The sequence below is a fragment of the Pseudomonas sp. FG86 genome, from assembly GCF_057808775.1.
On the sequence record NZ_JBMDIS010000026.1, the window covers coordinates 57520 to 78470 of the forward strand.

General features: G+C 63.3%; 18 protein-coding genes. 14 read left to right on the forward strand and 4 right to left on the reverse strand.

All coding sequences use genetic code 11. The features are described 5' to 3' along the window. Nucleotides 1-105 precede the first annotated feature (105 nt). Entirely contained in the window at nt 106-1005 is a 900-nt protein-coding gene (locus tag ACODSV_RS18140) for an alpha/beta fold hydrolase (RefSeq protein WP_150095331.1), read from the forward strand. Here ACODSV_RS18140 and ACODSV_RS18145 read toward each other — a convergent pair. Continuing rightward, nucleotides 1002-1970, reverse strand: a complete 969-nt coding sequence (locus ACODSV_RS18145; protein WP_041160887.1) for a GlxA family transcriptional regulator — start codon at nt 1968-1970, stop codon at nt 1002-1004. The two genes, ACODSV_RS18140 and ACODSV_RS18145, sit on opposite strands and share 4 nt — an antisense overlap. Nucleotides 1971-2060: 90 nt before the next feature. On the opposite strand from ACODSV_RS18145, the gene inhA reads away from it, so the two are divergent. Next, a complete protein-coding gene (gene inhA / locus ACODSV_RS18150) occupies nt 2061-2741 on the forward strand; it encodes an isonitrile hydratase (RefSeq protein ID WP_150054263.1) in 681 nt (226 codons plus the stop codon). A gap of 93 nt (nt 2742-2834) precedes the next feature. Here inhA and ACODSV_RS18155 read toward each other — a convergent pair whose 3' ends face one another. Beyond that, nucleotides 2835-3464 (reverse strand): LysE family translocator, encoded by a 630-nt coding sequence (locus ACODSV_RS18155; protein WP_102624319.1) that lies wholly within the window; start codon nt 3462-3464, stop codon nt 2835-2837. Between the two features lie 663 nt (nt 3465-4127). Here ACODSV_RS18155 and ACODSV_RS18160 point away from each other — a divergent pair. From ACODSV_RS18160 to ACODSV_RS18215, 12 genes are all read left to right on the forward strand, one after another. Beyond that, nucleotides 4128-5567, forward strand: a complete 1440-nt coding sequence (locus ACODSV_RS18160; protein ID WP_024074433.1) for an undecaprenyl-phosphate glucose phosphotransferase — start codon at nt 4128-4130, stop codon at nt 5565-5567. Further along, on the forward strand, nt 5567-7027 hold the full coding sequence (locus ACODSV_RS18165; protein ID WP_150054264.1) for a mannose-1-phosphate guanylyltransferase/mannose-6-phosphate isomerase: 1461 nt from the start codon (nt 5567-5569) through the stop codon (nt 7025-7027). Before ACODSV_RS18160 ends, ACODSV_RS18165 begins: the two co-directional genes overlap by 1 nt. 1 nt (nt 7028) lies before the next feature. Next, a complete protein-coding gene (locus tag ACODSV_RS18170; RefSeq protein ID WP_102624316.1) occupies nt 7029-7940 on the forward strand; it encodes a glycosyltransferase family 2 protein in 912 nt (303 codons plus the stop codon). Nucleotides 7941-7969: 29 nt separating this feature from the next. Beyond that, on the forward strand, nt 7970-8746 hold the full coding sequence (locus tag ACODSV_RS18175; protein WP_150054275.1) for a polysaccharide biosynthesis/export family protein: 777 nt from the start codon (nt 7970-7972) through the stop codon (nt 8744-8746). Nucleotides 8747-8760: 14 nt separating this feature from the next. After that, a complete protein-coding gene (locus ACODSV_RS18180; RefSeq protein ID WP_069075626.1) occupies nt 8761-10752 on the forward strand; it encodes a GumC family protein in 1992 nt (663 codons plus the stop codon). Further along, nucleotides 10752-11942, forward strand: coding sequence for a glycosyltransferase (locus tag ACODSV_RS18185; protein ID WP_150054266.1), 1191 nt, complete (start codon nt 10752-10754; stop codon nt 11940-11942). Before ACODSV_RS18180 ends, ACODSV_RS18185 begins: the two co-directional genes overlap by 1 nt. Further along, nucleotides 11932-13260 (forward strand): cellulase family glycosylhydrolase, encoded by a 1329-nt coding sequence (locus tag ACODSV_RS18190; protein ID WP_150054267.1) that lies wholly within the window; start codon nt 11932-11934, stop codon nt 13258-13260. Before ACODSV_RS18185 ends, ACODSV_RS18190 begins: the two co-directional genes overlap by 11 nt. A gap of 8 nt (nt 13261-13268) precedes the next feature. Continuing rightward, nucleotides 13269-14486 (forward strand): glycosyltransferase family 4 protein, encoded by a 1218-nt coding sequence (locus ACODSV_RS18195; protein WP_150054268.1) that lies wholly within the window; start codon nt 13269-13271, stop codon nt 14484-14486. Continuing rightward, a complete protein-coding gene (locus ACODSV_RS18200) occupies nt 14477-15580 on the forward strand; it encodes a glycosyltransferase family 4 protein (protein ID WP_150054269.1) in 1104 nt (367 codons plus the stop codon). The genes ACODSV_RS18195 and ACODSV_RS18200 overlap by 10 nt, the downstream gene beginning before the upstream one ends. A 2-nt stretch (nt 15581-15582) precedes the next feature. Then, a complete protein-coding gene (locus ACODSV_RS18205) occupies nt 15583-17010 on the forward strand; it encodes an O-antigen ligase family protein (RefSeq protein ID WP_150095333.1) in 1428 nt (475 codons plus the stop codon). Beyond that, nucleotides 17010-18419, forward strand: a complete 1410-nt coding sequence (gene murJ / locus ACODSV_RS18210) for a murein biosynthesis integral membrane protein MurJ (protein WP_102624310.1) — start codon at nt 17010-17012, stop codon at nt 18417-18419. The genes ACODSV_RS18205 and murJ overlap by 1 nt, the downstream gene beginning before the upstream one ends. 101 nt (nt 18420-18520) lie before the next feature. Further along, nucleotides 18521-19528, forward strand: a complete 1008-nt coding sequence (locus tag ACODSV_RS18215; RefSeq protein WP_190300955.1) for an acyltransferase family protein — start codon at nt 18521-18523, stop codon at nt 19526-19528. 38 nt (nt 19529-19566) lie between these two features. Here ACODSV_RS18215 and ACODSV_RS18220 read toward each other — a convergent pair whose 3' ends face one another. Beyond that, nucleotides 19567-20151 carry a DUF4174 domain-containing protein gene (locus ACODSV_RS18220; protein WP_041160884.1) on the reverse strand — a complete coding sequence of 195 codons (585 nt, stop codon included), beginning with the start codon at nt 20149-20151 and terminating at the stop codon, nt 19567-19569. A gap of 165 nt (nt 20152-20316) precedes the next feature. After that, on the reverse strand, nt 20317-20949 hold the full coding sequence (locus ACODSV_RS18225) for a glutathione S-transferase N-terminal domain-containing protein (protein ID WP_150054272.1): 633 nt from the start codon (nt 20947-20949) through the stop codon (nt 20317-20319). Nucleotides 20950-20951: the final 2 nt, after the last annotated feature.

Genomic DNA, 20951 nt, shown 5'->3' on the forward strand with positions numbered 1-20951 from the left:
GCGCAGGAGTGGCAGGACACGTCACACGCTTGTCGACCACCGTCGCCCATCCCATCACAGTCTTCGACTAGAGTTCCCGCAACCATGCATCGCCAGGAGCCTGCCATGTCCGTCACCGCCCCACTGTTCTATGTACGCACCTCCCAGCTCGATATCGCGTATGAAGCCCACGGCCCCACTGACGGTGAGCCAGTGATCCTGCTGCACGGTTTCCCCTATGACCCTCGCGCCTACGATGCAATCGCCCCGGCGTTGGCCACGCGTGGCTATCGGGTGCTGGTGCCGTACCTGCGCGGTTATGGCCCGACGCGGTTTATCAACGAACACGTCATGCGTTCCGGCCAGCAAGCGGCGTTGGCCAAGGATCTGCTGGAATTCATGGATGGGCTGGCAATCCCGCGCGCCACTCTCGCCGGCTACGACTGGGGTGGCCGTGCCGCCTGTATTGTCGCGGCGTTGTGGCCGCAACGGGTGCGAGGGTTGGTGACCGGGGATGGCTACAACATCCAGGACATCGCCCAGTCGCTCACGCCTCAGTTGCCTGCGACGGAGCATCGCTTGTGGTACCAGTTCTACTTTCATACGCAGCGCGGGGTGGACGGCTTGACTGCCCATCGGCGCGAGCTCTGTGAGTTGCTGTGGTCATTGTGGTCACCGTCCTGGACCGAAGGACCAAGCCTGTATGGCCAGACCGCGCCGTCGTTCGATAACCCGGATTTTGTCGAGGTGGTGATCCACTCTTATCGTCACCGTTTCATGTACGCGCCCGGCGACCCAGGGCTGGAAGTCATCGAGCAGGCCCTGGCGCTGCAACCGGCGATTACGGTGCCGACGATTTCGTTGTGTGGTGCCGATGATGGCGTGGGGCCGCCGCCCCTGGAGGACGACGACGTGGCGCACTTCAGCGGTGTCTATCGCCGGCAGGTGCTGGCCGGTGTGGGCCACAATATCCCCCAGGAAGCGCCACACGCGACCCTTGAAGCGCTGTTGGAATTGCTTGCCTAGGCCACTGGCGAAAAACGTTCGCGATAGGCCTGTGGCGTCACCGCCAAGGCCCGCAGGAAGCTGCGGCGCAGCGTCTCTTCACAGCCAAAGCCGCACTGCACGGCGATGCGCTTGATCGATGCCGTACTGTCCGCCAGTTGCCGGCGGGCAGTCTCAACACGGATCAACTCGACGGCACGCGCCGGGGTTTGCCCGGTTTCGGCACGGTAGTGGCGCACGAAGCTGCGCTCACTCATGCCGGCTTGGGCGGCCAGGGTCGCGAGGGTCAGGTCGAGGGTCAGGTTCTCGGCGATCCAGGCGTGCAATTCGGCAAAGCGGCTGTCGCCCTTTTGCAACGACAAGGTCACGCTGAATTGCGATTGGCCGCCGGGGCGCTTGAGAAACACCACCAAATGCCGCGCCACTTCCAGGGCGACGGCGCGGCCCAGGTCTTCTTCCACCAGCGCCAGGCACAGGTCGATACCGGCCGTCACGCCGGCCGAGGTCCACAGCGTGCCTTGCTGGATAAAGATCGGGTTGGCCTCGACCTGAAGCGCGGGGAACTTGCGCGCCAGCTCGTCACAACGCGTCCAGTGGGTGGCCACGCGGCAGCCGTCGAGCAAACCGCTGGCGGCCAGCAGAAACGCACCGGTACACACCGAAGCCATGCGCCGGGTATGCCGGGATTTTTCCCGCACCCAATCCACCAGCGCCGGGTCTTCGGCGGCGCCGTACACGCCCCAGCCGCCGGCGATCAGCAGGGTGTCGCAAGGCTGGTCAACCGCAGGCAACGGCTCGGCCACCAGCGCCAGGCCAGCGGAGGTCATCACCGGTTGTGCCTGATCGGCGATCACCGTGACGGCATAGGGCAGCGGCAAACCGCGTTGGCGCGCCAGGTCATTGGCCGAGGCGAACACTTGCAGCGGCCCGGTGACATCGAGCACTTGTGCATTGTCGAAGGCGAGTACGTGAACAAGTCTGGGCATGATTGGCGTGATTCGTGGGCTCAATGGCGTATGCGCCAAAGCCTAGGCCTCTAGAGTGAAGCCGTCCACCCCTTTATCGGAGCGTCATTCATGACTTTGCAGATCGGCTTTGTGTTGTTCCCCGGCATCCAGCAACTGGACCTTACCGGCCCGTACGACGTACTGGGCTCGTTGCCGGATGTGCAGTTGCACCTGGTCTGGAAAGACCTGGCTCCGGTCACGTCCAGCACCGGGATGGTCTTTACCCCGACCATGACCTACGCCGACTGCCCGAACCTGGATGTGCTCTGCGTGCCCGGCGGTTCCGGTGTGGGCCCGTTGATGGAAGATCCGCAAACCCTGGACTTCCTCAAGGCCCAGGCCCGGACCGCGCGCTACGTGACGTCGGTGTGCACCGGTTCGCTGGTGCTCGGCGCGGCGGGCCTGTTGCGCGGACGCAAGGCGACGACGCACTGGGCCTACCACGACCTGCTCGCCCCTCTTGGCGCGATCCCGGTACAGGAGCGCGTGGTGCGCGATGGCAACCTGTTCACCGGCGGCGGCATCACCGCCGGCATCGACTTCGCCCTGACCCTGGCAGCGGAGTTGTACAGCGAAGCGGCGGCACAATTGGTGCAGTTGCAGATCGAATACGCCCCGGCGCCACCGTTCAATGCCGGCCGCCCAGACACGGCGCCCACCGCTGTGCTGGAAGAAGCCAACAAGCGTACGGCCGAATCGCGCAAGACCCGCGCTGAGATTGTGGCGCGGGCGGCAGCGCGATTGGGTTGACGACGCGGCTCGCGGCCAGTGTGGCTTGTGTAGGGGCCTCGGTTGATCGCCAGCAGCGATGAGCAGGGGGACCGTACTTTCTTCAACAAGCCATCACGTCGGTCGGGCCATCAGCGCCAGGCGCACGGCCAACACCGTCAGCACCGTGGCCAGGCCCCACTTCTGCAGGGTGGCGGTGCCGGGGCGGCCGCTGAAAAACCGGCTGGCCGCCCCGCCAAACACCCCCAGCACCAGGTGAAACACGGCGGCGATGAAGGTCAGCACGCCGCCCAGCACCCACAGTTGCGTCGCGATCGGGCCTGCTTCGGGGCGCACGAACTGCGGCAGGAACACCACGAAAAACAACAGCGCCTTGGGGTTGAGCAAACTGTTGAGCATGGCCCGTACGCATACACGGCCCAACCGCACGCGTTCGACCTGGGTAGCTGCCCCACCGGGCTTTGCCTGCAAGGTCTTGGATACCAGCCACAGCAGGTAAATCACGCCGGCATAGCGAATCAAGTCGAATGACGGTGGCCAACTCGCGACCAAGGCCGTCACGCCCATGGCCGTCAATGCCGTCAGCAGCAGGTCCGCTACGCCGATGCCCAGGGCTGAGGCCGCGCCACCGCGCCAGCCATGGGTCATGCCGTGGCTGATGACGAACGCCATGTTCGGCCCCGGCGATAACAGCAACAGCACAACAGCACCGGAAAAAACCGCCAAGGTTGCGAGATCTATCATGCTCGGCCCATCCACCGGGAAAGCTCGTAGATTAAGCAGCGAACCTGACGCAAACAAAAAATTGTGCTGGATACAATCCCGCACGTACGGGTCATCGACTACAGCATGAATAACGTTTGGACGCTCACACTGCCGGGCACTCACCTGTTCGCCAAACACTATTATCAAACAGTGGGCACCGCCTCCCAGGACAACTTCCTGGATGAACCGCATCATTTAAGCGTAAGTTCCGCAGACAACTTCCGAACCAACGAAAGCCCGGCGGCTGGGCACTTTATGCTCCTGATCACCCCATACTTGTCCCCTTTTCCTACCTCTCTTTGGAAAAGGTTCTCGCGTTAAACAGGAAAAATCTCACATTTGTTCCTACACTCAAAAACACACGCCATGACCGAGTGCCTGGACAAGGATCGTCAATAAAATGCCAAAAGAATATCGCCTAAAGCGTCTATCACAACACTTCCGCAACGTCGTCAATTCGTTGACATAGCACACAAAGGGACCACTCCTTTAGTCACCACCCCGCACATTCCACTCATATGAATGGGCGGTTGCGTTTTATCCAGAGTTGCCGTCGTTCGACGTTCCCTCAATAAAGTGGCCCGCCGCCTTATTGAATAAAGAACCGAACAGAGAAGTCTGGAGTGCAATGAGGGATGTTTTATGCCAGAGACGTCGTCCGTCGACAGCTTGTTTTTAACACGTGCGGGTTTTGTTGAATTTTTTGTTGTTTTCGTCAAATCGATCCATGGCCTGACGGCTATCCTGCCGCCGTTGGTGCTGGTATTTTTCATCGACCCGATGGCCCCTGAACTGCGCTCCCACTTTCTCGGCCTGCTGCTGTTTTTCGCGATCCTGACCATTATTCTGTTCCAGGCTCTCGGTATTTATTCCGAGGAACTGTTCAGCAATCGACTGCGCTTGCGCACCAAGATAAAGGCCTGGTCGGCAGCGTTTTGCATCCTGCTGTTCATGTACCAGATCCTGCAGTTTTTCCCGCAACTGACCCCGCGCAACCTGGTGTATTGGTACATCACCAGCCTGGGGCTGTTCTGCCTTGAGCGCCTGCTCATGCTGCGCCTGTACCGCCAGCTGATGCGCCACGGCATGTACCTGCAACGCACGGTGATCCTGGGTTTCACCGACACCGCCGTGCACGTCGCCGATCACCTGCAACGCAACGGCGATATCCGCTCGGGCCTGATCGGCTTTATCGATGACCGTACCGAGCGCATTCCCAAATCGTTGAGCAACCTGCCCTTGCTGGGCAACACCCGCGAGCTGGAAAAGCTGATCCGCGCCGAGCAGGTCAACCAGGTCATGATTTGCCTGCCCTGGGCGGCCGAACAGCGTATCCATGGGCTGGTCAATCGCCTGCGCCAGATGTCGGTGAACGTGATGCTGGTGCCCGACATGGCCGCCTTGCGCTATGGCCACAGCCGCATCAGCGAAGTGGGTGGCATCCTGATGTTCAACACCTCGCAGTTGCCACTGCGCGGTTGGTCGCCGGTGATCAAGCGCCTGGAAGACTGCCTGTTGGCAAGCCTGGCCCTGGTGGTGCTGTCACCGTTGATGCTGGCGACCGCGATTGCGATCAAGCTCGACTCCAGGGGCCCGGTGCTGTTTCGCCAGAATCGATTTGGCTACAACGACAACGAAATCCGCGTATTCAAGTTCCGCTCGATGTACACCGACCAGAGCGACTTCACCGCCGAACGCCAGACCACGCGTCACGACCCACGTATCACCCGGGTCGGACGCATTATCCGCAAGACCAGCATCGACGAGCTGCCGCAGTTGTTCAACGTACTGCTGGGCAACATGTCGATCGTTGGCCCGCGCCCCCACGCCACGGCCACCAAGGCCGCCGGTATTCCCTTCGAAGTGGCGGTGAGCGAATACAGCTCGCGGCACCGGGTCAAGCCTGGAATCACCGGCTGGGCGCAGATCAACGGCTACCGCGGTGAGACCGACACGCTGTTCAAGATCCAGAAACGTGTCGAGTACGACCTGGAGTACATCTCCAAGTGGTCGGTGTGGTTTGACTTGTACATCGTCTTCATGACGGTCCCGGCCGTCCTTTCCACCAAGGAAGTCTATTGATGAATCCCCTCGACGGATTAATTCCCTGCATCATTTCCGGTGGTTCGGGCACGCGGCTGTGGCCGGTGTCGCGGCAGAACATGCCCAAACCCTTCATGCGCATGCGCGATGGCCAGAGCCTGTTGCAGAAAACCTTCCAGCGCGCCAGCCGCCTGCCCGGCGTGCAGAGCGTACTCACGGTCACCAACCGCGACCTGCTGTTTCGCACCCTCGATGACTACCGGCTGGTGAACAAGGCGCACCTGCCCCTGGACCTTTTGCTGGAGCCGTTCGGGCGCAACACGGCCGCCGCGATTGCCGTGGCGGCACTGCATGTACAGGAGCATTTCGGCGACGACGCGCCGTTGCTGATCATGCCCGCCGACCACTTGATCCTCAATGAAACCGCGTTCGCCGCCGCCGTGAGCCAGGCCCGCGTGCTGGCTGAAGCCGGCTACCTGGTGACCTTCGGTATCCAGCCCGATCGCCCCGAGACGGGCTTTGGCTACATCGAGCAAGGCGAGGCCTTGAGTGCCGGGTATCGCGTCAAACGCTTTGTCGAGAAACCCGACCTGGCCACGGCCCAGGCCTACCTCGACGGTGGCAAGCACCTGTGGAACGCCGGGATGTTCTGCTTCAAGGCCAGCACCCTGGTCAACGAACTGACGACCTATGCTCCCGACGTCCTGGAAGCGGCCAGCGCTGCGCTGGCGCATAGCCAAAGCCTGCAGAACAAAACCTCGCGCCAGCGAGAGCTGGACGCCGATGCCTTCGGCAGCGCACCGGACATTTCCATCGACGTGGCACTGATGGAGAAATCCCAGCACGTGGCCGTGGTGCCTTGCGACATCGGCTGGAGCGACATCGGCTCCTGGGAAGCCCTGCGCCAACTCACCCCCAATGACGCCCAGGGCAACCAGGTCAATGGCGAAGCGATCCTGCACGACGTGCACAACTGCTACATCGACTCGCCCAAGCGTGTATTGGGCGCGGTGGGCGTGCGCGACCTGATCATCGTCGACACCCCCGACGCGCTGCTGATCGCCGACGCCCATCGCAGCCAGGATGTGCGCTACATCGTCGCCGAACTCAAGCGCCAGAACCACCCGGCGTACAGCTTGCACCGTACCGTGACGCGGCCGTGGGGCACCTATACCGTTCTGGAGGAAAGCCCCCGCTTCAAGATCAAGCGCATCGTGGTCAAGCCCCTGGCATCGTTGTCGTTGCAGATGCACCACCACCGCAGCGAGCACTGGGTGGTGGTCAGCGGCGCGGCACAGATCACCAATGGCGAGCGCGAGTTCTTGATCAACGCCAACGAGTCGACCTACATCCCGGCCGGGCACAAACACCGTTTGAGCAACCCGGGCATCATCGACCTGGTGATGATCGAGGTGCAGAGCGGCGAGTACCTGGGGGAGGACGATATCGTGCGCTTCGATGACATCTACGGGCGCGCGCCCCTCGACGTGAACAAATGATATGCGCACCGCGTTGATCATCCCGACCCGCAACGCCTCCAGTCATTTGGCGCGCCTGTTGCCCGCCCTGACGATGCAAACCCTGCAACCGGACGAGATGCTGGTGGTGGACAGTGCCTCCAGCGATGACACCGCGGCGCGCTTTCAGGCGTTTGGCGCGCGGGTCGAGGTGATCGACGCCAGCACGTTCAACCATGGCGGCACGCGACGCTGGGCCAGTGAACAGGTGGACGGCGACGCATTGATCGTGATGACCCAGGACGCAATTCCCGCCGACCCGCAGACCTTCGCTAATCTGCTGCACGAGTTGCAGGAAGACCCGCTCAACGGCGTGGCCTACGGCCGCCAATTACCACACCCCGACGCCGGTGTGCTGGGCGCGCAGTCGCGGCACTTCAACTACCCGCCCCAGAGCCGCAGCAAGAGCCTGGCCGATGCGCCGGAACTGGGGATCAAGACCTGCTTCAGCTCCGACTCGTTTTCCGTGTACCGGCGCAGCGCCCTGGAGGCGGTCGGCGGCTTCCCTGTGGATGTGATCGGCAGCGAAGACGCGTTTGTGGCGGCACGCCTGCTGCTCGACGGTTACAAAGTGCGCTACGCCGCCACGGCGCGGGTGTACCACTCCCACGACTACCGGCTGATGGATGAGTTTCACCGCTACTTCGACATTGGCGTGTTCTACGGTCGCGAGCCGTGGATCCGCGAGGCCTTCGGCGATGCCGGCGGTGAAGGTAAACGTTATGTACTGGCCGAGCTGGCGGCCTTGCGCAAGGCCGGTGCCTTGCACCGCGTACCCGAAGTCCTGGTGCGCAGCGCGTTCAAGTTGCTCGGCTATCGGCTGGGCCAACTGGAGCGCCGCCTCCCCGTCGCCCTCAAGCGGCGCATCAGCATGTTCCCCGGCTATTGGAGGTGAGCATCATGACCTACAGGAGGTCCCCCTTGATGAAACGCACCGTGCTCGTCCTGGCCTTGATGGCCCTGACCGCCTGCAACACTCCCGCGCGTATCGTGCCACCGGACGACCAGACCGTCGAAGACGGCAAGCGCGCTCTCGAGCAGCTCGCCCAGTTGCCGCCGGCGATGGAACGCATTCGCGTCGGCGACCAGTTGCGCATCGTGCGTGATGCCGGTGAGATGCCGACCCTGTCGGCGTTCAACGTCAGCACGATCTACGAGCTGACGCTGTACACGGTGCAGAACGACGGCAAGATCAACTACCCGTTCCTGGGGCCGATCCAGGTGGCGCGGCGTACGCCCGCCGAGGTGGCAGAGGAACTGACTGAACGCCTGGCGCCGGTGTACCGCGAGCCACGCGTGACAGTGAATATCAACCAGGCGCCGGGCAACTCGGTAATCGTCGGCGGCGCGGTGAACAACCCCACGGCGGTACAGATCGCCACGGCCAATACCCTGGAACAGGCGATTGTCGGTGCGGGCGGTGTCAGCCAGGCCGGCAACGCGAGCATGGTCGCGCTGCTGCGCGAAGACGCCCAAGGCGCCTACCACGCCTACTTCCTGGACTTCAGCCAGTTCCTCAAGACCGGCACCAGCGGGCGCAAACCCGTAGCCCTGCAACGCGGCGACGTGGTGTTCGTGCCCAAATCCAACGTCGGCGAACGCATCCAGGGAGTGGATACCTACATGAACCAACTGATCCCGTTCACCAAGTCCATTGGGGTTGGCTACAACTACACCCGAACCAGCAGCGGCAGTAACTGAAGGAGCGACATCCCATGATCGAGATCCGTTCTTTTCGTGACCTGCTGCGCCTGTTCTTCATCTTCCGGCGTGAGTTCAAACTGGCCGCGATTGCCGCGCTGGTGATCATCCTGCTGGGCGCTTTTTTACTGCCGGCCAAGTACGAATCCACCGCGCGCCTGCTGGTCAAGCCAGGACGTGATTCGACACTGCCGATCGAGATCAGCAACCGCCAGGCGTTGGTGATGCCCAGCACCCAGCGCGACCCGATTGTCGACGAGGAACGCCTGCTGACCGGGCGCCCGATCGTGCGCGCGGTGGCCGAGCACTACCTGGAAGTGATCAACAACGCGCCACCGCCGGAGGGCTTCTGGAAGCGCACCAAGCATTACATCAAGGAGGGCGTGGGCGCGGTGTTCGATGGCCTGCGCGTGGTACTGGAAACCGTGGGTGTGATTGAAAAAACCACCGCGGTGGAACGCCTGGCCGCCGGCCTGGAAAAGAGCTTTGAGGTGAGCCACGCCGCCGGCTCCACGGTAATGGACATCACCTTTACCTGGGGCGACCCGCACATCGCCCAGGCGGTGGTCAAGGCTTGGGTCGAGACCTACATCAACGAGCGTACCCAGGCCCTGGGGCGCAAGAGCCTGTACACCTTCTATGAGGGCCAGGTGTCCACCAGCGCCGCCGAGATCAAGCGCTACAAGCAACAGATCCTTACGCATTTGAACCAGATCGGCGCGGCGAGCATCACCGACCGCCTGGAAGACTTGTCCGAACGCATCAACGTGCTGCGCGGCGAAGTGTTCAATACCACGCGCCTGATCGCTTCCTCCGACAGCGCCATCGCCAGCACCCGCGCTCAGCTCAAGACCCAGCCCAAGGAAGTGACCACGGTGCGCCAGATCGCACTGAACCCGCAGCAGCAGGATTTGCGTCGCCTGCTGAACCAGAAGCTGCTGGAACGGGCCGACATGATGCGCACCTACACGGATAACGCGCCGCCGGTCAAAGCCCTGGATGCCTCGATACGCGCGATGCAGGCCCAGGTCGCAGGCGAAAGCAACACGGTGCAAAGCTCGGAAAACCGTGCGCCCAACACCCTGGAAATCCACCTGCAGCGGGTGCTGCTGGATGAGTCGAGCAACAACCTGGCGTTGCGTACCCAACTGGTGCAGCAACAGAAACACCTGGCGAACCTTGAAGGCCAGCGCAAGCAAGCCCTGGAGATCGAACCGGAACTGGCCCGCCTGGCCCGCGAGCTGAGTGCCACCGAACGCAACTATGCGCTGTACGTGGATAACCTGGAAAAATCGCGCATCGACCGTGAGTTGGACAACAGCCAGATCAGCAACATCGCGGTGATCGAAGAAGCCACCTTGAACCCCGGCCGCATCTTCCCGAAAACCCTGATGATGTTGGTGTTGGCGATCCCGTTCGCCATCGTCGTCGGCTTGCTGGTGATCTACCTGTGCTACCTGCTCGACCAGCGCATCCACGACGGCGGCCTGGTAGAACGCAAGTTCGGCCTGCCGCTATGGACCACCCTGCCGGAGCTGGACACCAGCACCGCGCAAAGCACCAACGCGTTCAATGCGAGCATCTACCGGCTGTACGGTTTGCTGCAACTGGAGCGCATCGCCGAACGCGGCATGACCCTGGGGCTGACCTCGGCGCGCCACGGCGAGGGGGTGACGTTCGTGGTGGAGCAATTGCGCCGATTGCTGCAGGAAAACGGCATCAGCGTACGCGTCGGCGGCGTGGAGCCGGCGGCGCCTGGTGAGGTGGTGCTGCTGGATGCCTCGGCGCTGCTGGACAACCGCGACGCGTTCATCACGCTGCGGCGCGCGGACCTGATCGCGTTGGTGGTGGAAGCGCAGAAGAGCACGGTGCCGGTGGTGGAGCATGCGCTGTCGATCCTCAATACCGCATTCGGCAAAGTCGACGGCATCATCATCAACCGGCGTAAATTCGAAGTACCGGCCAAGGTGCTTCAAACCATCGCCAAGTACCAGGGGGCACTCTGATGCGCATCGCCCTGCTCGCACCTTTGCCGCCGGAAAAAAACGGGATCGCCGACTACGCGAACCATTTCAAGACGGCACTGGAGCAGTTGGGTGTGGAGGTGGTGACCCCGTTGAGGGGCGTGGCCGGCACTGGCGAAGCGATCCGGCAGGCCGTCGCCGCGTTCGACTGGCGCCGAGTGGACCTGGTCCACGCCGAATTGGGCGGTGGACGCCTGGGCGAGTTCCTGGCCCTGGGCGCACTGCGCCGGGCCTACCCCCACCTGGCACTGACCGCCACCGTGCACGACCCGGAACGCCTGGTCTGGCGGCGTGAGCACCTGCCCTTCCCGCTCAACCTGCTGGCGCGTTTGCCCAGCCCCTTGCCGCAGGCGGCCGTGGTGCTGGCAGACCCGTTGACCTTGCGCGAAGAACGCCAGGTTGCCCAGGGCCTGACCCGCCTGGTGACCCTGACCCGACTGGGCGCCGAGTGCCTGAGCCAACGCATGCAACTGCCGGCGGGTAAAGTGGCGGTGATCAACCATGCCAACCTGTCCATTGCCGCGGCCCCTTTGCCGCCGCTGGAGACACTGCGCCTGCTGTATTTCGGTTTTATCTACCGAGGCAAAGGTATTGAGGACTTGTTGCAGGCCTTGGCCGCCGTGTTCCAGCAAGCCCCCGAATGGCGTGAGCGTATTCGCCTGACCCTGGCCGGTGGCACCGCCGCCGAAATGGCATTTGGCGCAGGCGGCAATTACCTGGAGCAACTGACCCGCCAGATCGCCGACCTCGGCCTGGCGGGAACCATCGACTGGCGACTGAACCTGCCGGCCAGCGAGATTGCCCAGACGATCCAGGCGCACCATGTGATGGTGCTGCCCTATCGCGAATCGAAAAAACTCGGGCTGCTGGGGCGCCAGCGTGGCACCAGTGGCGCGTTGTCCTGGGCGGCCGCCTGTGGGCGCGGCGCGATCACGTCGGATGCGCGGGCGTTTGCCGAAGAAGTCGCCAGCGGCAACGGGGCGATCTATCCCCAGGGCGATGTGGCCGCGCTGAGCGCGCAATTGTTGCGCCTGGCACACACGCCGTCGCTGGCTCGGGACTGGGCCGAACGCGCCGGGGAAATCGGCCGCGAGCGCCTGTGGCCGTTGACCGCGCAAAAGTTTGTACAGCTGTTCGATGAGGCCGTTGCAGGAGCCGACCATGGCGCGTAAACGTACCTGCCTTGCCACCCTGGCCGTGGTCGCCGCCCTGGGCCTGAGCGCGTTTTTGTGGGACCGCCAGGCCGACGCCGAGAGCCATGTGCTCAAGGGCAGCAAGGTGGTGGTGTGGAGGGATTTCCTGGGAGTGAACGCGCAGTTCTTGTGGTTTGCCCCTGAGCGTTACCAGAAGCAGATCGACCGCCTCAAGGCGCTCGGGCTGGAGTGGGTGCGCCTTGACCTGCATTGGGACCAACTGGAGCCGGCCGAGAACCAGTACCAGGTCGCGACGCTGGATCAACTGGTCGGCAAGCTGCAAGACAACCAACTCAAGTCGGTGTTCTACCTGGTCGGTTCGGCACCCTTCGCCACCACCGCGCCCGCCGGTGCGCCTTACCAGGACCAGTACCCGCCCAAAGACCCGAACGTGTTCGCCAAACGCATGGCGCTGCTGGCCCAGCGTTACCCCAGCGTCGACGCCTGGCAGGTGTGGAACGAGCCGAACCTGCTGGGTTTCTGGCGCCCTGCGGCAGACCCGGCCGGCTACGCCACGCTGCTTACCGCCACCGCCGCCGCCCTAAGGGCGGTCGACCCGAATAAACCGGTGGTGGCCGCCGGCATGGCGTTCTTCGGTGAAATGCCCAATGGCCAGAACCTGTTCAGCGCCCTCGGTGCCCTGGGCGTCGCAAGTTTGAACACGGTGATCGCCTATCACCCCTACACCCAATTGCCCGAGGGCAACGACCCCGCCAACCTGGACTTTATCGCCAAGACCCGCGCGCTCAACCAGGCCCTGCGTAACAGCGGCGTGCAAACCCTGTGGAGCACCGAATGGGGCTGGTCAACCTACACCGGGCCCAAAGACGCCCAGGACCTCATTACCCTCCAAGGCCAAGCGGATTACGTGGTGCGCCGCCTGGCGCTGATGAGCGCGCTGGATTACGACCGCACCTTCCTGTTTACCTTGAGCGACCTCGACCCGCGCGCCAGCGTGCGCGATCAGTCTTATGGTTTGCTCGACATCGACGCCAACCCCAAGCCGGTCTACACCGCCTTGAAACAGTTCCTCGAGGTCAGCGGGCCAACGCTCACCCCCGGCGACCCGCCCACCACCGACGCATGGCCCGACGGTCTGTTCAGCATCGGCTGGACCCGCGCCGACGGGCGCAAGCTGTGGTTCTTCTGGTCGGCCCAGGGGGGTAACGCACACCTGCCAAACCTTGCCAGCGCAACCCTCTATGACCCGCTGCGCGGCACGCAAACCCCGGTGAGCGGCACCAATGGGCTGACCCTCCCGGTCAAGCCAAACCTGCAAATTCTGTTATGGGATTGAGGCCAGCCATGCGCATTTTATGGATCCTGCCCTACTCGCCCTGGCCCGCCACCAGCGGCGGCAAGACGCGCCAGTTCCACCTGTTGCGCAGCCTGGCGGCGCGCGGGCATCGGATCACCTTGCTGCTGCATGACAAGCACCCGGTGTCGCTGGCCGATCGCCAGGTGCTGGAAGCCTTCCTCGAACAACTGATCATCCTGCCGCGCCGCCCATTGCGCAGCGTGAAGACCCTGGTGGCCGGATTGTTGGCGCCCTACCCATTGCTGGCGAGCGTGAATGGCCTGTCGGGAGCCTTGCAGGACACCTTCAGCCAATTGCTCAATGAACATTGGGACGTGGTGCAGATCGAGCACAGCTACAGCTTCCAGCCCTATGAAGAGGCGCTGGCGCGAAAGTCCCAACCCTTTGTACTGACCGAACACAATGTCGAATCGGCCCTGGGTGCGGCGACCTACGACCGTTTGCCGCGATGGGCGCTGCCGTTTATTCGCTACGACCAATGGCGCTACACCCGCTGGGAACGCCGGGTGATGCGCCAGGCAACGCAAGTAGTGGCGGTGACCGACAGCGATGCCCAGGTCCTGGAAAAAATCGCTGGCAAGCCGGTGCCCGTGGTGGTCAATGGCGTGGACTGCCAATACTTCGCCAGCGCCCAGCCCGACCCGTCGGCGCATCGCGTGCTGTTCCTCGGCAACTATGAATACGCCCCCAATGTGGATGCGATTGAGTGGGCGCTGGATGAGATCCTGCCCAAGGTCTGGGAGCACTGCCCGGACGCGCGCATGAGCGTGTGTGGTTTCGGCATGCCCACACGCTGGCGCGAACGCTGGCAGGACCCGCGTATCGAATGGCAAGGCTTTGTGCCGAACCTGCTGGCCCTGCAATCGAGCTGTTCGGTGTTTCTCGCGCCGTTGCGTCATGGCGGCGGCTCCAAGCTCAAGGTGTTGGAGGCGCTCGCAGCCGGGTTGCCGTTGGCGAGCACCGATCAGGGCGTGTCGGGCCTCGATCTGGTAGAGGGGTTGGATTACCTCGGCGGGCAAAGCGCGACCAGCCTGGCGGATGCCGTGGTGCGCCTGCTGCAATTTCCCGGCGCTGCCGCGCCCATGGGTGAAGCCGGCCGCACCTACGTGCGCCGCGCCCATGACTGGAGCGTCGCCGCCAGCCAATTGGAAAAGGTGTACGCCACGCTGTCGCCGCTGAATCAAAAGGAGCCCGCATGCGCGTAGGCCTGGATTACCGCACCGTCGGCACCTCGCCGCAATCGGGCATCAGTCGCCAGGTGTATGCGCTGGAAAGCGCCCTGCGCACGCTGCCGGGTATCGAGCTGGAACGCTTTACCGTGGCGCCGCTGGGCGATCAAACCCGCTTGCAGGCCCACTGCCCCGAATGGGGTTGCGCCAAGACCGCGATGCACCAGCCGCACAATCGCCTGCGCTTCGAAGCCGGCTTTTTGCCCCGGGCATTGCGTGAACAGCACATCGATGTGTACATCAGCACCTTCAATATGGGCCTGCCACTGCCGCCCAAGCCCAGGGGGTTGCGCACGGTAGTGCTGCTGCATGACCTGTTCCAGATCACCTTGGACAACTACCACGCCAACCGCTTGAAGGCGCTGATCTACAAGACCAGCGATCGCCTGTCGATTGCCTACGCAGTCCACAGCGCTGACCGGGTGTGGACACCGTCGCAGTACAGCGCCGATGAAACCGTGCGGTTATTTCCCAACGCCGCGGGCAAGGTTCGTGTGCTGCCCAACCAGGTCGATGGCTTTACCGAACGGGCGGCGGACCTGGCAGACCGCCAACTGCCCGAACGCTACTGGCTGCTGGTGGGCACCCGGGAACTGCGCAAGAACGTACCGTTCCTGGTGGACGCCTGGCAGCAGGCGCGCCGCCAATCCCCTGGCGTGCCTGAGCTGGTACTGGTGGGCAGCCTCGATCATTTGCCCGAGGCCCAGCGCAGCTTGCCGGGGGTTCGCGCCTTGAGCGGCGTGTCGGATGCCGAGTTGCAGGCGCTGTACCGCCAGGCGTCGCGCCTGTGGCAGCCGTCCTATGCCGAAGGCTTTGGCTTGCCGGTGATCGAAGCCCTGAGCGTCGGCACGCCGGTGGCCGTGGCCAGCGGTACCTCACTGGATGAAATCACCCCGCCGTCGGCGCCGCGTTTTTCGCCCACCGATGCACCGGCGCTGGTGCAGTTGATGGTGACGCTGGCCGAGCGGCCCGATGAAGAGCCACCCGAGCAGAGGCGTCAATGGGCTGCGCGCTTCAATCAGCATGCCTATCGCCAGCACCTCGCCGAATTGATCGAGGAATTGACGTGAGGCTGAACCTGACCGGTCTCGTCGCCGTCCTCTTTGGCGTGCTGTTCGGCGCCCTGGCCCTGCTGCTGTCGCCGGCCAAGGCCTTTCTCGCAGTGATCGGCCTGGCGGCGGCGGTGACCATCTTGCGTTTTCCGCTCTGGGGCCTGCTGCTGTTCGCCGCGATGGCAACCTTCATGCCGTACTCGACGGTCAACCTGGGCATTCGCACCACCGTCAGCGAGGCGATCCTGGCCCTGACCTGGGGCGCGGTGATGTGGCACGGGTTTCTGTCGCGCCTGCCCGACACCCCCGGTTTGGCGCGGCGGCCCACCGACCAGATGCTGCTGGGGCTGATGCTGTTCAGCGTGTTCCCGTTTATCGTCGGCCAGGTCATCACCCACGCCGATGCCAGCGGCCTGGCCAACTGGCTGCGTTGGCTGTTGAACCTGTCCGGGGTGTTCCTTGCCGCCAAATTGCTGGTGGACCAGAAGCAGCGTGAATCCCTGGTGATCGCCTTGCTGCTGGGCACCCTGGCGATGCTGGTGCTGTCGATTGCGGTGTTCGTGCGCACACGTTCGGGGGCGGGGATTGCGCCGCTCCTGGGGCTGTTCAACTACGCCAACTACGACATGTTGAAGTTCGGCCTGGAGGCCATGTCGTCGCGCATGGGCTCGCCGTGGACTCACCCGAATGCCATCGGCGGGATCATGGCGTTGCTGCTGCCGTTGGCGTTCTGCTATGGCATGACTGAACAAGGCTGGAAACGCGCACTGGGCCTGGCTGTGGCGTGCCTGGGCGCGGCCGCGTTGCTGTTGGCCAGCAGTCGGGGGGCGATGGTCAGCCTGGCGTTGGTGCTGATGTGGATGGCCACGCGTCGCGTGCCGTATACCGGCCGCCTGTTGATGATCGGCGCGGCGCTGACGGTGGCGCTGGTGATGGCGTATCCGCCGTTGCAGGAGCGCCTGGCGACGATTTTCTCATCGGACAACGCCAGTACCGAAGTGCGTTTCGATGAATACCGCCTGTTCCCCCAGGCGGTTGCCGCGTACCCGCTGGGTATCGGCTTCAAGGTCGACCCACCGGTGCCGGGCACGCACCTGCTGGGGATCTCCAACCTGTGGCTGAACTACATCTACAAGATCGGCCTGGTGGGTATGTTGCTGTTTGTCGCCGTGACCGTGCGCTGGTGGCGCGAAGCTCGCCCGGAAAAAGGCCCGATCCGCCTGACCAAGGACAATGCGCTGTGGTTAGGCACCACCGCCGGGATTCTCTCAGCGCTGGTCAGCGGCTTGTTTGACCACTACTTCAGCTTTGCGGTGGTGATGGTGGCGTTGTTCTGGCTGATGGTGGGGATCAATGTGCTGGAGGCGCGCCGGTTGTTTCCGGCGCGCCTGCCGCCGCTCAAGGGCGTGGCTTATCGCAAGCCGCTGCTCGATGGCGTGCGTCCCTGATGCTCGGCTCTGCGGCGTGGCTGACCCTGGCGACCTTGCTCGGCCTGTGCCTGGGGTTCGCCCGCGAATGGTTGTTGGTGGCGGCCTGGGGCGCAGGGGAACGCAGCGATGCGTTCCTGATCGCGCTGTTCTTGCCCGAGGCGTTGCGCATGTCGTTGGCCGGGGGCGTGTTAAGTGCCGCCGCACTGCCGCTGTACCTGGCGCGCAAGGCCGCTGAGCGGCTGGCTTGGCTGGCGGCATTGTTCCCAGCGCTGCTGCTGATTGCCCTGTGCACCAGCCTGCTGCTGACGCTGCTGGCGCCCTGGCTGGTGCAGGTACTGGGCCCGGGGTTGGCGGCGAGCGCCACGACGCTGGCTGGCAGTAACCTGCAGATTGTCGCCTGGTGCGTGCCCGGGCTGATGTTGCATGGGTTGTTCAGTATTCCGTTGCAGGCCAGCGAGCGCTTTGTGCTGGCGGGGCTGGGCTCGCTGCTGTTCAACCTGCCGCCGGTGATTTACCTCGCCCTGGCAGGCACCGCGACGCAGCCGCACACGCTGGCCCTGGCGTGCCTGGCGGGCAGCCTGTTGATGCCGTTGGCGCTGTTGCCGTCGGTGTGGCGCCAGGGCTGGCGACCGTGGCGCTGGCAGTTGTCGGTTGCACCGCTGCGGGAGTTGGGCCAGCGCATCGGGCCATTATTGCTGAGCAATGGTGCCAGCCAGGGCCTGGCGCTGATCGAGCGGCTGGTGGCGTCGCTGCTGGGCGAAGGCGCGGTGACGTGGGTCAACCTGGCACGCAAGCTGATGAACCTGCCGTTGATTGCGCTGATGAGCCTCAACCAGGTGCTGCTGGGCATGATGAGCCGGCGCCAGGGCGATGAGCGCCTGGCCCTGCTCAAGCGCGGCCTGGAAACCGCCAGCATGTTGACCCTGCCCGCTGGCGTCGGCCTGGTGGCCGCGGCGCCGAGCCTGGTGGCGTTGCTGTTGCCCAGGCAATCGGCCGACTCGCCGCTGCCCTGGTTGCTGGCATGGTTCGCCGCGCCGCTGGTGTTCGGGGCATGGAACGCCTTGCTTGCGCGGTATGCCTATGCCGCTGGCGATACGCGCCAGCCGCTGCGTTGCGAGGTGCTTGGCAGCCTGGTCAATGTGCTGTTGCTGGGTGCCCTGCCCTTTGTGTTCGGACTGGCGGGTATTCCGTTGGCGGCACTGGCCGGGGTGATCGGCACCGCGCTGTTGCTGATGCAGCGCCAGGGGTTGCTCGGCGCCTTGCCGTGGGTGCGACACGGGTTGCTCAGTACGCTGGTGATGGGGCTGGCGGCGCTGTGGCTGTTTCGGATTGACGGCGTGTGGCTGCAATTGGCGCTGGGCACCCTGGCCGGTGCCACAGTGTTGTTGGCCATGGGCCTGTGGCTCAAGCCGTGGCGCAAGGCATGACGCCAATTGTGGCGAGCACGCTTGCTCGAGGGTGCGAAGCGCTCCCAGGAATGTGGGGTTTATGAATAGGGGGTGGTCAGGTGAAACATCGTTGGATTCAAATGGATATCGCCAAGGGCATTGGCATCCTGATAATCGTCTACGCCCATGGCTGGTTCGTCGCCTCGTCCCCGGACCTGCTGTACCCGATCTTGGCGTCGTTCGTGCTGCCGCTGTTCTTCTTTTTGTCCGGGGTATTTTTCAAGCCGGAGCAAGCCTTCACGCAGATGGCGGTCCGCAAGGCGGACGGCCTGCTCAAGCCGTTTTTCTTCACCCTGCTGACCTACGTGATCGTGCGCGACCTGCTGCGCGGCCAACCACTGCTGCCGGATATCGGCGGTGTGCTGTATGCCTCGGTGGACACTATCCCCTGGCAAGCGTTGTGGTTCCTGCCGCATTTCTGGGTGGCGATCCTGTTCAGTTGGGTCGTGCTGCGGCTGATCGAACGCCTGTCGCTGGCGGTGAGCTGCGTGCTGATGCTGGTGCCCTTGCTGATCGGCATCTGGATGTTGCCCTTCTTCTGGCAACTGCCAGTCACCGTCGGAGGGCAAACCTGGGTGCTGCCCGGCTTACCGTTCAGCCTCGATATCACCCTGATCAGCAGCACGTATTTCATTTACGGTTACCTGCTGCGCGACAAGTTACGCAGGCATCAGGGCTCGCTGCTGACGCTGCTGATTTCGGTGGTGCTGTTCGCAGCGGTGTTCATTTATAGCCACGACACCATGGACCTGGCGCAACGGCGCTACGACCACTGGCTATGGACCAGCTTGCTGGCGGTGATTGGCGTCTACCTGTGCTGGGCATTGGCGCGGGTGCTGATGGTGTCGCCGTTGATCACCCGGGCGATGACCTACATCGGCCAGTCGACCCTGATCCTGTTGATCTTCCATGGGGAAATCCAGCACAAGACCTTCGACCTGATGGAGCGCCTGGGCCTGCCTGCATTTTTTGCGGCGTGCGTGGGGTTTGTGGTGGCGGTGGGGGCGCCGTTGCTGATTGGGGAAGTGATAAAGCGGGTGGCGTTCTTGCGGTTTTTCTACTTTCCGTTTGCCCTGCGCAAGGCGTAAAAAAACCCGTAGGCGCGAGCGCCCACAGGTTTTTTGGATCAGTCATCCAGTTGTTGCGGAGCAGGCTTGCTGCCGGGCTTGGCTGGCTTGGCTGGCTTGGTGCCCTTGGCCGGAGCGGGCGCCACAGGTTCGGGCTCTGCGACGGCAGCGGCTTCTTTTTCAGCCTGGGGCATCTGGTCGATGGCGCTGAAAAACGCCTTCAGGTCGAGGGTATCCGGTGGCACGGTCTTCTCGACTTTCTTCTCGCCGTCCTTGCCGATCAGGATCACTTTGGTGCCGCTGCCGGCACCCAGTTTGAGGGCACGGATCAGCGCATTGGTTTCAGGTGGGGTGAGCTTCTTGTTGTCCTTGGGATCCTTGGCGAACTTCTCCCCTTCGGCACCGATGCTGCCGAACTTGATGGTGTAGAACACCATGTTGCGCTCTTCAAACGACTGCTTGGTGGCAGGCTCGTCCAGTTGTCTCTTCAGGTCTGCCAAGGTGGCATTACCGGAATCAAGCTCCACCACCACCAGTGGCCGGGCTTTGCCCAGGTCCTGCTTGAGCGGGTTGATATCATCAGCAGCCAACAGCGGCCCCGTAAAAGCCATCAAGGTAGCCAGGGTCAGCGACCGGATGAGCATGCGCACCTCCTTTGAATTCCATGCAGGGTTCTTGAGTTTCATGTCTGCGACAGTCAAATTCAAGGATGATTCCTACGTCACTTTAAGAAAGCGTAGGTCAGGGCGCCCGCTACGCAAGGGTTTTGGCCTGTTCAATGCTCATTGTTTCCTTTGATTGCGGAAACATTACGAGACCTTCCACTCGGGCCAATGTCGCGCAAAGACAGGCGCGACAATGGGGTCGGCATCCACCCGCACGAGGGTCTGGGCAAAGCCTGGAGCCAGGGAGTTCAGGGCCTCCCGCGCCTCGTCCCAGCGCGACACCGCCGCCGCCATGATGCCCAGGGCATTCGGCGCCTGGTTCGGGGCAAACAACTGGCCCGCGAACTGATTGGCAAACACCACCCAGGCATGGTGCAGGTAGCGACGCGTACCGCTGGTCAATTGTGCTTGTGCTGCCGGGTCCGCATCCCCCAGCCAACGCTGGGGGTAGTCGAGGATGCCGATGGCCGAGTAGCAATTGGCAGCGATGTATACCAGGCCCCTGATGATCTGGGCACGGTCGCCGCTGAGCAGGTGCGAGTCGGGATACTCCAGGCCCAGGTGGATCAGGATCGCCGCACTTTCGGTCAACACCTGGTCATCGGGCGTGACCAGGGTGGGGATCTGCTTGAGCGGGTTGATGCGCGCCAGGGCTTCGCTGCCCGCACCGTCCTGCCAGGAACTGGCGTCCACCCGTTGCCAGGGCACCGCGCAACGTTGCAGGGCGATTTCGATCATGCAGGAGCCCGACTCGTCTGTGCCATAGAGCGTGTACATAG